Annotated in this window: 14 protein-coding genes and 3 tRNA genes; 3 read left to right on the forward strand and 14 right to left on the reverse strand. The window is 46.9% G+C overall.

The annotated features are described in order from the left end of the window. Nucleotides 1-6: 6 nt before the first annotated feature. Nucleotides 7-732 carry a fatty acid metabolism transcriptional regulator FadR gene (gene fadR / locus EDC45_RS05495; RefSeq protein ID WP_133544282.1) on the reverse strand — a complete coding sequence of 242 codons (726 nt, stop codon included), beginning with the start codon at nt 730-732 and terminating at the stop codon, nt 7-9. Nucleotides 733-872: 140 nt separating this feature from the next. Between fadR and nhaB the strand changes: the two genes are divergently transcribed. After that, nucleotides 873-2420, forward strand: a complete 1548-nt coding sequence (nhaB, locus tag EDC45_RS05500; protein ID WP_133544284.1) for a Na(+)/H(+) antiporter NhaB — start codon at nt 873-875, stop codon at nt 2418-2420. Nucleotides 2421-2444: 24 nt separating this feature from the next. Continuing rightward, nucleotides 2445-2981, forward strand: coding sequence for a disulfide bond formation protein DsbB (dsbB, locus tag EDC45_RS05505; RefSeq protein ID WP_133544286.1), 537 nt, complete (start codon nt 2445-2447; stop codon nt 2979-2981). A gap of 54 nt (nt 2982-3035) precedes the next feature. Here the strand turns inward: dsbB and EDC45_RS05510 are convergent, their stop codons facing one another. The 10 genes from EDC45_RS05510 to EDC45_RS05555 all read right to left on the reverse strand — a co-directional run bounded on the left by EDC45_RS05510 (nt 3036) and on the right by EDC45_RS05555 (nt 12319). Continuing rightward, entirely contained in the window at nt 3036-4112 is a 1077-nt protein-coding gene (locus tag EDC45_RS05510; RefSeq protein ID WP_133544287.1) for an AI-2E family transporter, read from the reverse strand. A 131-nt stretch (nt 4113-4243) separates the two neighbouring features. Then, nucleotides 4244-4582 (reverse strand): nitrogen regulatory protein P-II, encoded by a 339-nt coding sequence (glnB, locus tag EDC45_RS05515; protein WP_133544289.1) that lies wholly within the window; start codon nt 4580-4582, stop codon nt 4244-4246. 23 nt (nt 4583-4605) lie between these two features. Then, entirely contained in the window at nt 4606-5184 is a 579-nt protein-coding gene (mog, locus tag EDC45_RS05520) for a molybdopterin adenylyltransferase (protein ID WP_133544291.1), read from the reverse strand. 60 nt (nt 5185-5244) lie between these two features. After that, complete coding sequence (locus EDC45_RS05525) at nt 5245-7098, reverse strand: SLC13 family permease (protein ID WP_133544516.1); 1854 nt, start codon at nt 7096-7098, stop codon at nt 5245-5247. A gap of 45 nt (nt 7099-7143) precedes the next feature. Continuing rightward, nucleotides 7144-7743, reverse strand: a complete 600-nt coding sequence (gene rnhB / locus EDC45_RS05530; RefSeq protein WP_133544292.1) for a ribonuclease HII — start codon at nt 7741-7743, stop codon at nt 7144-7146. Further along, on the reverse strand, nt 7733-8920 hold the full coding sequence (gene lpxB / locus EDC45_RS05535; RefSeq protein WP_133544294.1) for a lipid-A-disaccharide synthase: 1188 nt from the start codon (nt 8918-8920) through the stop codon (nt 7733-7735). The genes rnhB and lpxB overlap by 11 nt, the downstream gene beginning before the upstream one ends. Nucleotides 8921-9007: 87 nt before the next feature. After that, nucleotides 9008-10192 (reverse strand): formate-dependent phosphoribosylglycinamide formyltransferase, encoded by a 1185-nt coding sequence (purT, locus tag EDC45_RS05540; protein WP_133544296.1) that lies wholly within the window; start codon nt 10190-10192, stop codon nt 9008-9010. Nucleotides 10193-10241: 49 nt separating this feature from the next. Further along, nucleotides 10242-10748: an S-ribosylhomocysteine lyase gene (gene luxS, locus EDC45_RS05545; protein WP_133544298.1), complete on the reverse strand. Its 507-nt coding sequence runs from the start codon at nt 10746-10748 to the stop codon at nt 10242-10244. A 290-nt stretch (nt 10749-11038) separates the two neighbouring features. Further along, nucleotides 11039-11515, reverse strand: a complete 477-nt coding sequence (locus tag EDC45_RS05550) for a YqaA family protein (RefSeq protein WP_133544301.1) — start codon at nt 11513-11515, stop codon at nt 11039-11041. A 201-nt stretch (nt 11516-11716) separates the two neighbouring features. After that, nucleotides 11717-12319, reverse strand: coding sequence for a beta-phosphoglucomutase family hydrolase (locus tag EDC45_RS05555; protein WP_133544303.1), 603 nt, complete (start codon nt 12317-12319; stop codon nt 11717-11719). A 117-nt stretch (nt 12320-12436) separates the two neighbouring features. On the opposite strand from EDC45_RS05555, the gene EDC45_RS05560 reads away from it, so the two are divergent. Beyond that, nucleotides 12437-12838 (forward strand): hypothetical protein, encoded by a 402-nt coding sequence (locus EDC45_RS05560; protein WP_133544305.1) that lies wholly within the window; start codon nt 12437-12439, stop codon nt 12836-12838. A 147-nt stretch (nt 12839-12985) separates the two neighbouring features. Here the strand turns inward: EDC45_RS05560 and EDC45_RS05565 are convergent. The 3 genes from EDC45_RS05565 to EDC45_RS05575 form a co-directional block, all read right to left on the reverse strand. Beyond that, nucleotides 12986-13062: transfer RNA gene (locus EDC45_RS05565), tRNA-Arg, on the reverse strand. Nucleotides 13063-13151: 89 nt separating this feature from the next. Then, nucleotides 13152-13228 (reverse strand) — tRNA-Arg (locus EDC45_RS05570). A gap of 10 nt (nt 13229-13238) precedes the next feature. Beyond that, nucleotides 13239-13331 (reverse strand) — tRNA-Ser (locus EDC45_RS05575). Between the last annotated feature and the right edge of the window lie 44 nt (nt 13332-13375).

Consider the following 13375-nt stretch of genomic DNA (forward strand, 5'->3'; position numbering starts at 1 on the left):
CTTGGCTTATTCGATCAAATAATCAAGCAATTCATCTTTCAGTTCGGTCCAGATAACTGCACTTTCTTTACCATACTGACGGATACGGGCGGCGATTTCATCTACGGCCTGATGCTCACCCATGATTTTAAGATCCGAATAAAATTTATAAGCCAGGGCTCTGGCCTGCGGCCGGGAAAAATAAAAATGCCCGACTCGGGTATAGAGGGCTTTCAGGCTGTTAAGAATCAATCCGTAAATAGGATTGCCGGAGGTAAATGCCAGCTTATGAAACAAATGGTAGTCAAACGCCGTGTAAGCCTGTGCATTGTCCTCCAAAGTATCCAAAGAAGAAAAAATCGCCTGCGATTCTCCGCCGGCAATTTTAAAAGCCTTGGGTACATAAATAGAGGCGATATTGGTTCGTGCGGAAAGCATATTAGCGATTAATGCAGGAGAGGTGGCGCTGTCCAAACGAACCAAGACTTCAAGAATATTTAAACCTGAGGTCTGCCATACATCATTAACTTTTGTCGGTTTACCATGCTGAATATTAAGCCACCCGTCGCGCGCCAAACGCTGCAGAACCTCACGCAAGGTAGTGCGTGTTACACCGATTTTATCGGCCAGCTCACGTTCGGCGGGCAAATCCGAACCGGGCGGAAAACGGTTATTCCAGATGCTCTGGACAATATATTCTTCCGCTAAAGCCGCCGGGCTTCGTGCTTTTAACAGGGGCTGGTTATAACTCATAGGCATTTATTCCGACATTGAGGAGAAATTAAAATATGACATGCTTATCAAAAACTTGTTTTTTCTATTATCCTTTAAAGCAATATATATTACAATCGTATCACTCTTATTTTAATAACAGATAAAAGGTAATCACAACAATGAATTATACACAAGCATTTTTTAAAAACTTTTTGGGTGCAAGTCCGACATGGTATAAGCAGGCTATTCTCGGTTTTCTGGTGCTGAATCCGATTCTATTCTTTTTTGTGGATCCTTTTATTGCCGGCTGGGCCTTAGTAGCGGAATTTATTTTTACCCTGGCTATGGCGCTGAAATGTTATCCGCTCCAGCCCGGCGGTTTACTGGCGATTGAGGCGGTTATCATAGGTATGACCAGCCCCGCTCATGTAAAAGCGGAAATCATTGCAAACTTTGAGGTTATTCTGCTGCTGATGTTTATGGTGGCGGGAATTTTCTTTATGAAGCAACTGTTGCTATTTGTTTTTACCAAACTGTTGCTCAGCATCCGCTCAAAAATCGCACTTTCGCTGGCGTTCTGTCTTAGCTCCGCTTTTTTATCCGCATTTCTGGATGCCTTAACCGTTATCGCCGTAATTTTAAGCGTTATGATGGGCTTCTATGCGGTTTACCATAAAGTGGCCTCCGGCGTCGGTTTTTATGATCCAAGTGATGTAACCAATGACAGCAAGATCGGTAAAAATCAGGCAACATTGGAACAATTCCGCGCATTTTTACGCAGCCTGGTAATGCATGCCGGGGTGGGTACCGCATTAGGCGGCGTAATGACCATGGTCGGCGAACCCCAAAACCTGATTATCGCCGAACAATCCGGCTGGGAGTTCGGTGAGTTTTTCCTGCGTATGGCTCCGGTTTCAATTCCGACCCTGATCTTCGGCGCCTTTACCTGCGTCTTAATCGAAAAACTGCGCTTATTCGGTTACGGGGCCAAACTGCCGCGTAAAATTTGGGGGGTATTGGCGAAATTCGATCGTAGTCAACAGATGAAAATGGATAACCGTCAGCGTATCAAATTATTTACCCAGGGACTTATAGGTATCTGGTTGATTATCGGTCTGGCTTTCCATTTAGCTTCGGTCGGATTGATCGGACTGAGCGTAATTATTTTTGCTACTTCTTTATGCGGAATAACCAGCGAACACGAGTTGGGTAAAGCCTTTCAGGAATCCTTACCCTTTACTGCGCTGTTAGTGGTCTTTTTCTCCGTGGTGGCGGTCATTGTCGATCAAAAATTATTTGCCCCTATTATTCATTTCGTACTGACCGCTGAAGAAAGCACTCAGTTAATGCTGTTTTATATTTTTAACGGTCTGCTTTCTTCTATTTCCGATAATGTGTTCGTGGGTACGGTTTATATTAATGAGGCCAAAGCGGCATTACATGCCGGCATCGTATCCTTGAATCAGTTCGAAATGCTTGCGGTGGCCATTAATACCGGTACCAATTTACCTTCGGTCGCAACCCCGAACGGACAAGCGGCATTTTTATTCCTGCTTACCTCCTCTCTGGCACCGCTGATTCGCCTCTCTTATGGTAGAATGGTGTACATGGCGCTGCCTTATACCATCGTATTGTCCATCGTGGGGTTATTAGCGGTAGAATTTATTTTGCCGATGATGACGGAGTGGATGACACAGGCAGGTCTGATTCAGGCAACGCCGGTATAATATGCTAAATAAAAAGGAATCCCGATGCTAACTTATTTTAAAACTCTTTCGGTTGGACGCGGCGGTTGGCTGTTACTGGCTTTTTCCGCACTCGCGCTGGAACTGACCGCACTTTATTTCCAACACGGTATGCATTTACAGCCTTGCGTCATGTGTGTTTATGAACGTGTCGCATTGGCAGGGATTCTGTTGGCCGGATTAATCGGGGCCTTATTTCCGGCATTCTGGCTATTTCGCTTATTCGCCTTAGCAACGGGGCTGATAAGTTCGGTAAAAGGGCTGTTTCTGGCGCTTAAACATGTGGATTATCAAACCAATCCCGGTCCTTGGAATCAATGTTCCTATGTGGCGGAATTTCCTCAAACCTTACCGCTGGATAAATGGTTTCCTTATATATTCAGCCCTTCCGGTTCGTGCAGCGAAATAGCCTGGTCTTTCCTCGGCTTTTCCATGGCACAATGGATTGTCGTGATTTTCGCCTTCTATACATTATTGCTGGGGCTGATCCTCATCAGCCAGTTCAAACGGCATAAACCCCGCACCCGCAACCTGTTCCGTTAATCTTCGTACAAATAAGTAAGGGCGTATATTACGCCCTTACTTTTTCTCGCCGATTTATTGGTTGCCATCCGCCTCTTTGCGAATTTCATCTTTTTCCTCTCCATCACCCAATAATGCCGCATAGTGCACCGTTGCCGGATTAACTTCCAATGCGATTTTCAATGCCATCGTCAAGGGTACGGATAGTAGCATGCCTACGGTTCCCAATAACCAACCCCAGAATAATAGGGATAAAAATACAATCAGAGTAGAGAGTCCCAGTTTTTTCCCCATGAGGCGCGGCTCCAGAATATTTCCGATCAGCATATTAATCAGGATCACCCCGATGCTGACCGCAAAGCCGACGGAAAAGCCATTCAGCAGCAGCGCTTGCAAAACAATAGGAACAGCAGCAATTACCGAACCTATATTCGGAATATAGTTAAACAGAAAACTCAAGGTCGCCCATAGCACCGCATACTGTACCTGGAATACTTCAAGCAACGCCCAGATGCAAAGCGCAGTTAGCAAACTCATCAGGGTTTTTACCCCCAGATAGCTGATTACTCCCTGTAAAATTCGGTCGATATACTGTTCCTGAGCTACAAACTGGGTTTTATCTTTGCTCAGCGCCAGTGCTACTTTACGCTTTGCAAAGGGCGCTTCCGCCAACATAAAAATCACAACCAGAATAAGAATAAAAGCATTGGAAACCACATTGGAAAAATTAAGCAGCATTTTGCTGACGAAATTCATCATCGCACTCGGATCCAATTGTTCCAAAACCTTTTCATGCTGTAGCGATAAAGGCAGATTCCAGCTCTGCGCCAGCCCGTTAATATCGCTCAAACGCTGTGCCAACAATAATCGGTATTGAGGCATGGATTGAGTAAACTCCCGCACCGAGCTGTTAATCAACCCGATCAGAAAGAAAAAGATCAGCACAATAAATAAAAATAAAACACTTACCGCCAACCAATGAGGTAATCTGCGCGCAGTCATAAATTTAATAATCGGCGAACAAATAATGGCGATAAATAAGGCCATGAGAAAGGGTACCACTATTTCTCCCGCCATTTTTATACCGGCCAGGATCACAACCAGTGCCGCCGCACCCAATAAAAACCCGCTCAAAGAAGAATTTTTTGCCATAAAACCTACCGCACTTTAACTATTGTTATTCAACATTTAGGTCAAATATATAAATGTAACAGGATAAAAAAACGGCCGCCGAAGACGCCGTTTTCATTATATAAAGCCTTGTAAATATCCGGCACGGAAGATTAAATCGCTTCTTCGTTTTCTTCGCCGGTACGGATCCGGATTACCCGCTCCGCATCATAAACGAAAATTTTACCGTCGCCGATCTTTCCGGTATGAGCATGTTCAATAATGGCATCAATACATTGATCCACATGATCGTCCGCCACGATAATTTCCATTTTGACCTTCGGCAGAAAATCCACCATATATTCCGCACCGCGATATAATTCCGTATGTCCGCGCTGACGTCCGAATCCGCGTACTTCCATGACCGTCATTCCGGTAATCCCGATATCTGCCAACGCCTCACGTACATCGTCCAGTTTGAAAGGTTTGATAATAGCTTCGATTTTTTTCATTTTTTCTCCTTGTTAAAACAAGTTTAGCGACGCGCCGATTTCGGACGAAAAGATTCAATCACCGCCGGATCGGTATCAATATAAATGCCGTCGATCAGTTGGAGACAATAAGGAACCGCAGCAAAAATGCCTTTCACCAGCACTTTTCCCTGCGCGTCTTTCACGCCTTCCAAGGTTTCCTGAATCGCCTTAGGTTGACCGGGCAAGTTCAGAATCAGGCTATTTTTGCGGATTACGCCTACCTGACGAGATAATATCGCCGTCGGCACAAAATGCAGACTTATCTGACGCATTTGTTCGCCGAAGCCCGGCATTTCCCGTTCGGCTACCGCCAAAGTGGCTTCCGGCGTAACATCTCGTTTTGACGGTCCGGTACCACCGGTTGTCAGCACCAACTGACATTGATGGCGGTCTACCAGTTCAATCAGCGTCGCTTCAATTTCCGCCTGTTCATCAGGGATCAAGCGGGTTTCGAAACTAACGGGCGTATTCAGCGCCCGTTCCAGCCAAGATTGTAAATGGGGAATGCCCTGATCCTGATATACGCCCTGTGAAGCGCGATCCGATACGGATACCAATCCGATTTTTAAAAGTGCGGTCATTTTTTGCCTCTTTTTTATTTTATTTTTATGCGCACTACCGCCGATGCCAGCCAAAGGGCATTACAACGGGAACAGCAACGGAATAAGAAAAACACTTGCCAACATCACCAATAAGGTAAAAGGCACGCCTATTTTCACGAAATCGCTGAATTTATAACCGCCCGGGCCCAGCACCATGGTATTTACCGGTGAAGAAATCGGGGTCATAAAGGCGGCGGAAGCGGCAATCGCCACTAGCATAGCAAAAGGTACCGGCGAAACATTTAGCTGATGAGCCATACTGATAGCAATAGGTGCCATTAAAATTGCCGTGGCGGTATTGGAAATAAACAACCCTACGACCGCACACAAAATAAACAGTCCCATTAAAATGGCATGTACGCCCCAGCCCCCCACGACCTGCAACATAGCTTCCACAATCAGGTTTACCCCGCCGGTTTTCTGCAATGCGATGGAGAAAGGCATCATTCCTATAATCAAAATCAAGCTTGGCCAATGAATGCTGTCATAAGCGCTTTTCGCATCGATACAACGGAATTTTCCCAACATAAGACAAGCAATCAGCGCTGCAATCACATTAGGTACCACACCGCTTACCATCAATACGACCATAGTCAGCACGGAGAAAACCGCGTGTGCCGCCTGGCTGCCGGCGGGAACCGCCGCGCTGATATCGGAAGGGTAGCTTAATACAAAGAAATCCTTGGTATTATTACGGATTTGATGAATGGCCCTCCACTCTCCTACCACCAGTAATAAGTCGCCGAGCCTAAAGCTGATATCCGCCAGATTGCCATTTAAGATTTCACCGTCCCGTTTAATCCCGACCAGGCTGACGCCGTAACTGGTACGGATACGTAGATCAATGGCCGACTTACCGATACAGTCCGAATCCGGCACCGGCGTAAGTTCCGCCATACCTATGGATTTAGTCTGTTCCACAAAACTATGTCCCTGAATATCTGCGGGTTCCAGATTATGCTGACGGCAAAATTCTTCCAGATTCAGCTCCGGATTACTGATATCAATAATCAGAATATCCTTTTCTCGAATTTCGGAGGAGCCGAAAGCGGTTAAAAATACCGGCCGAAAACGTTTCCAACGTTCAATCGCCAGTACATTAAGACCGTAATCGGAGCGCAGGGAAAGAGCTTCCAGCGGCTTATTAATAAAGGTCGAGCCGGGTCTTACCACAAAACGTTTGGTACGATCACGCAGCTGGTATTCTTCAATCAGATTATTAATGGAACGTTTACTGGTTAAATCCGGAGCCTGTTCATTATCGCCTCCCAACCAGCGCCGGGTCAGTAATACATATATAATGCCGAGCAACAAAACCACCAATCCGATCGGGGTAAATGAAAAGAAGCTGAAACGAATCCCCACCTCACGTACCAACTCGGCATTTACCACCAGATTAGGGGCGGTAGCGATAAGAGTCATCATACCGCTAATCAAACCGGCAATACTCAGAGGCATCATCAATCGTTTCGGCGAAATATTCATCTGTCGGCAAATGACCAGTACCACCGGAATAAAAATCGCTACCACCCCGGTCGAACTCATAAAGGAGCCTAATCCGGTTACGGCTAGCATCAGTAACACCAATACTTTGGTTTCGCTGTTACCGGCCGCCTTCATCAGCCATTCGCTTACCTGATAAGCCACTCCGGTGCGTACCAGTCCCTCGCCCACAATAAACAATAAGGCGATCAAAATAACATTGGGATCACTGAAACCGGCGAACACTTCCTGCACCGTCAGAATGCCGCTCAGGCAGAATGCCAGCATAACCAGTAACGCCACTACGTCCATACGGATTTTATTGCGGATAAACAACAAAATTGCCGTAGCCAGTAAAATCATTACCCAAAATAGCGGCATATTAACCCAACCGAGTAAGCGTTCGCTCATAGACTGCCCCGTTTCAAGCATTAAAAAATTCCGTCCGATTCAAGATTATACGTTATTCAACAGGCGACGAACAGGTGCAAAGCTGCGCCGATGTTGAGGCAGCGCACCGAATTCGGCTAATTTTTCCAGATGCAGGGCGGTAGGGTACCCTTTGTGTTGGGCAAATCCGTATTGGGGAAAGCTTTTATCCAATGCTTCCATTTCCAGATCTCGGGTTACTTTAGCCAAAATAGAGGCGGCGCTGATCTCCGCCACCCTGCTATCACCCTTAACCACCGCCTGTGCCGGTATACTTAGTTTGGGCAATCGGTTGCCGTCCACCAGTACCAACTGAGGCGGAATTGACAAGGCTTGCACCGCCCGCTGCATCGCCAACATAGTCGCCTGTAAAATATTGATGCGGTCTATTTCTTCCGCTTCGGCACGCCCCAAGGCCCATGCCAGCGCCTTATCTTTAATTTCCTGAGCCAATAGCAAACGCTTTTTATGTGAGAGTTTTTTACTGTCCGCCAATCCCTCAATCGGGCGGGCGGGATCAAGGATGACCGCCGCCGTAACCACGGCGCCCACAAGCGGGCCTCGCCCCACCTCATCAACACCGGCTATCAGCTTGATATTCGGCGGATATACAAACTTATCCGTCATATTTTTTGCCCTGTAAAAGATCCGTTACCGCCTGAGCCGCCTGTTTATCCGCATCACATTGAATAAGCCGATGCAGTTCCGTAAAGCGTTGAATCAGAGAAGCTCGCCGGCATAGTCCCTCGCTGTCCCTCGCTAAATAAGGGGCGATAGCTTCCGCCAGCTGCGGGCCGTTGCATTCCTGTTGAATCAGTTCCGGTACCAGCATTTCGTCCGCCAACAGATTGGGCAACGAAATATATTTGGTTTTCACTAAGCGCTTGGCTAAAAAATAGGTCAGTTCTTTCATACGATAGCCTACCACCATCGGCGACTTACACAACATACATTCCAGCGCCGCGGTACCGGAAGCCAACAATGTCGCTTCCGCCGCAATCATTGCCTGACGGGCATTGCCTTCGAGCAGAATCATCTCAAGCTCGGGAGCGACCCGCGCCTTAATCTCTTCGAATTGGCGGCGCCGTTTTTCATTAATCAGCGGTACCAAAAAGCGAATATCGGGATAGCGTGCTTTCAGCAATTGCGCCGCCTGTAGGAAAGGCTCGCTCAGAAATTCCACTTCGGCACTGCGGCTACCGACCAGAATCGCCACATAACCTTGTTGCTCATCAATATTTAGAATACGGCAGGCTTCGTTGCGATTGGGCTTAAGCGGAATACTGTCCGCCATCGTATGCCCGACAAAGCGGCAAGGTACCTGGAAACGATCATAAAAGGCTTTTTCAAAGGGCAAAAAAGCCAGTACCAGATCCGTCGCACGAGCGATTTTATAAATTCGTTTCTGGCGCCAAGCCCAAACGGAGGGGCTGACATAATGCACGGTTTTGATACCGGCACTTTTCAATGCTGCTTCAATCGGCAGATTAAAGTCCGGAGCATCGATACCGATAAAAATATCCGGTCTGAGCGCCAGCATATTCTCGGTCAGGCGTTTACGGATTTTCAGTAAACGCGGTAAATGTTTCAGTACTTCCGCCAGTCCCATTACCGCAATATCTTCCATATCCGCCATGCTCTCACAGCCTTCTTCCAACATCTGTTTACCGGCGATACCGATAAAGCGGGCCTGGGGATAAGTGGTTTTTAGGGCGCGAATCAAACCTGCGCCCAGTATATCGCCGGAAACTTCACCGGCAACCAGTGCAATAGTCGGCCCCGTTTCCTTTATCTGTTCCGTCATAAAAAATCCTTGCTGAAAATGACCGCTCTTTTCCCCTTTGCCGTATCTCGCCTTCTATTTACAAGCGGCAAAGGGGCGAGATAATCATTATAAGATAATCTGTAGTTTATCAGCGGCGCGTACGGCTTTTGCCAAAGCTTCCCGTACCGACAGGTCGCGGGCCAGGATCACGCCCATACGGCGGTGTCCCTCTACTTTCCCTTTACCGAACAGGCGGATATCCGTATGAGGTTCCGCCAGTACCTGTTCCAGGTTGGCAAAACATACCTGTTCGGAGGTGCCTTCCACTACCACCGCTTTGGAAGCGGAAGGGCTGAGTAAAGGAATCTCCGCCGGCACCGGTAAACCTAAAATTGCGCGGGCGTGCAGAGCAAATTCGGATAATTCCTGTGAAATCATGGTAACCATGCCGGTATCATGCGGACGAGGAGAAACTTCATTAAAGATAACCTCATCGCCGCAAACAAACATTTCTACGCCGAAAATACCGCGTCCGCCGAGGGCGGAAGTGATTTTTTCGGCAATATCCTGCGCCTTACGCAAGGCAGTTTCGGACATGGCCTGCGGCTGCCAGGATTCACGATAATCACCGTTTTCCTGACGGTGTCCTATAGGTGCCAAAAAGGAAGTGCCGCCGATATGGCGTACCGTCAACAGGGTAATTTCATAATCAAAGCGCACAAAGCCTTCCACAATGACACGCCCTGCCCCCGCCCGGCCGCCTTGCTGAGCATATTGCCAGGCGCTGTCAATATCCCCTTCGCTTCTGATTACCGACTGACCATGTCCGGAAGAAGACATAATCGGCTTGACCACGCAAGGCATACCTATCTCTCCCACCGCTCGGCGAAAGTCTTCCGCATTATCCACAAAGCGATAATTTGAAGTCGGTAATTTCAGTTCTTCCGCCGCCAGACGCCGGATCCCTTCACGGTTCATGGTCAGTTGCGTGGCTTTGGCCGTTGGCACCACCTTAAACCCCGCCTGCTCCAGTTCAATTAAAGCCGAAGTCGCAATGGCTTCCACTTCCGGCACGATATAATCCGGTTTTTCCTTTTCTACCAACGCTTTTAGTGCGGCGGCATCCAACATGGAAATAGTATAGGCGCGGTGTGCCACCTGCTGGGCCGGCGCATTCTCGTAGCGATCCACGGCGATAACTTCAACCCCCAGTCGTTGTAATTCAATTACAACCTCTTTGCCCAGTTCCCCCGCGCCTAACATCATTACTTTTGTCGCTTTTGGCGTTAACGCCGTACCAATTGTCGTCATAATCTTACCCTTTTGATCGAAAGTAAATAATCCGCATACGGATAACTAATTAAGGATTTAGCAATTTTTCATCCAACAGCAGATCTTCATTGCGGTTAATCCCGATACCGCGTTCCAACACATTATGTGCAATTTGACGTGCGTCCTCCAGGGAATGTTCCGTATAAGTGCCGCATTGATATTCGTTCAGCTCGGGAATTTTGCTCTGATCCTTCACCTCCAGAACATCCTTCATTGCCGCCGTCCAGGCGGAAACAACCTGCTGCTCGCTCGGCGTACCTATGAGGGACATATAAAAACCGGTACGGCAGCCCATGGGAGAGATATCGATAATTTCGGTTTTTTCATCATTTAAATGTTCGCGCATAAAACCGGCAAATAAATGCTCCAATGTGTGAATCCCTTTAGGCGATAAAATTTCTTTATTAGGTATGCAAAAACGCAAATCGAATACGCTGATATCATCACCTTTCGGCGTACGCATTGTTTTGGCAATACGTACCGCCGGAGCATTCATTCTGGTATGGTCTACTTTAAAACTGTCCAATAATGGCATATATGATCCTTTTTTTTAAAAAATATGTGAACTTTTCAAATTTTCTGTTGTCATACTATCCGAACGACTTTCGTTGTTCATATAATAAAAAAATTGGTTCCTTAGGTTATATTTTGCCGCTCCTCAAGAGCTGCATTTTTTATGCTCGGTTTCAGCGGATTATAAAATTAACAAATCCTTCCGGTACCGAATATGGTAGCAAATATTTTACACATTTTAGGCTCGGAATATATAGGTTGTATTTCCGGCGATTTATGTTTTTTCTCTAGTTTCAAACCACAATTGTCAAACTAAAGGGGCAAGGCAAAAAATAAAAACAGATAGCGCAAAAATTTACCACAGCTCAGAAAAATCAGTACCAGACACCAGCGCAACCGCAGCCACCCCGCCGCACTACAAAAAATATCGCCGAGTACGGGCAACCAACCTAAAAGCAGTAAAACCGCCCCGTAGCGTTTCAGCTTCAGCATAACCCAATGTTGCTTTGCGCCGGACTTTTGGCTCAGGCCGGAGGAGGGCAATAAACGCCCTAACCAATAGCTGGTGAAACCGCCCAAGCTATTTCCCAAAGTTGCCGTAAATAGCAAAAACAGCGCCGCCGGAGAAAAATACTCGGGTTGTCCGGAGCGAATCGCCGCCATCAGACCGATAAATACGACCTCCGAATTACCGGGCAATAAAGTGGCGCTCAAAAAAGCACTGCTAAACATCAGGCAAGGGCCGTGCTGTTGCCCGATCTGCAGCCAAGAGAGCCAGTCAAAGTTCATCGTTCATAAACCCGTGCCAATAATCCCGCCGTCCTTTCTTTAACTAAAATAGCTTTAATTAGGCGAGCTTGTTTTTCCGTATCGCAAGGCGGGGGATTAAATTCCTATAAAAGTCCTTTAAACCGCATATCCATCGCCTTCCATTGTGTGCAATAGGGCTGATGGGTTAATCCTCTCAGCATTTTTTCACTTTGCTGAACATCAACAATCCCTAACAATTCGCCCGATTCTGACGTCAAAAACATCCATACCTGCCGCCAATCCCGCCTGTACGCCGAGATCCGCATCTTCAAACACCAGACATCGTTCGGCTTCCACCTCGATTAATTGGGCGCAGCGTAAAAAAGTATCGGGGGCGGGTTTATGTGCGGCAACATCTTCCGAGGTTACCACCGCATTAAAATAATGCTTTAAATCAAGACGATTGAGCAACATATCCGTTATCGGACGCAGAGATCCCGTTCCCAAAGCCATAGGTTTGCGGTTGAAAAAATGCTTTACGATATCCGCTGCAGGCAATAGCCTGGCTTCGCTTTTTAACAGCTCCCGCCCAAAACGACGTTTCATTTCCACGACTTCATCGACCTGCTCCAGCGGCATACCGTATTTCTTCATGGTTTCCAAAGCAATGGTATGTACCGAAGCGCCGGCAAAGCGGTACATTACATCACCCTGAAAAGGATAACCGAAATATTCGCCCACTTTTACCCAAGCCTTAGCATGGCTGGGCATGGTATCGATAAGGGTACCGTCCATATCGAAGATTAAACCTTGATATTGATTAATCAGATTAAGAGCCTGCATATAAATTTCCTTGTTTCCGATTTGTTGTCTATTTTGCTATAAATTAATCCTTTCCGCACTGTCTAATTTGTAGGAATTAAGATAAAGTAAGATTTCCGGACCCCAAATACAACGCCTATGGATCTTCTGTTACACCTTGAGCTTATCAGGCAACGTCAGCTCATCAGCAATGAAATTATCGAAATTACGCTGCGGGTACAGCATCGTTTGCACGTACATTGGCACGCCGATCTCTCCACCAATCAAATCAATATGGGGTTGATTCATCTGGCTATGGCGCTGGGTAGAATAAGGCGCGGTTACTGCGCCCGTCCGCTGGACCGGGATATTTTCGAAGAAATTAAAAGTACACTTTGTTTCGGCGATATTTTAGCCATTCATCAGGATATTCTCAGTTTAATTCCTTTTGATATTCCGGACAGCGAACAAACCCATCTGATTGCCAACTGGTATTCCCTGGCGCTGGCGCAACCGCAGATACTTTCGCCCATCGCCAATAAATCAGAAGAACCGGAGTAAAAGACCGAAAATTCAAAAGAGCGGTATAAAACCGGAGTTTTTTCAGAACATCGAAATACTTATTAAATCGATAAGCAACGATCCGTTACACAGATAATAAAAATCAGAAATAGATGGAAAAAAATTGAAATATCGAAGAAGTTGAGATGGCGCACCCGAAAGGATTCGAACCTTTGACCGCTCGGTTCGTAGCCGAGTACTCTATCCAGCTGAGCTACGGGTGCGTTGATTTGGGTTTGGATTATACAACCTTTTCATTTACTCTTGCAATAACTTCCTGTTGGCCTTTTTAACCCTAGAGTATGAGTTAAAATGGCGCACCCGAAAGGATTCGAACCTTTGACCGCTCGGTTCGTAGCCGAGTACTCTATCCAGCTGAGCTACGGGTGCCCTGAGTAAATGGCGGTGAGAGAGGGATTCGAACCCTCGATGCAGCTTTTGACCGCATACTCCCTTAGCAGGGGAGCGCCTTCAGCCTCTCGGCCATCTCACCGTCGTCGGTTTGTGGGCGGTATAATACGTTTTTCTGTAAATAAG

The sequence above is a fragment of the Mesocricetibacter intestinalis genome (genome assembly GCF_004363295.1).
GTDB classification, from domain to species: Bacteria; Pseudomonadota; Gammaproteobacteria; order Enterobacterales; family Pasteurellaceae; genus Mesocricetibacter; species Mesocricetibacter intestinalis.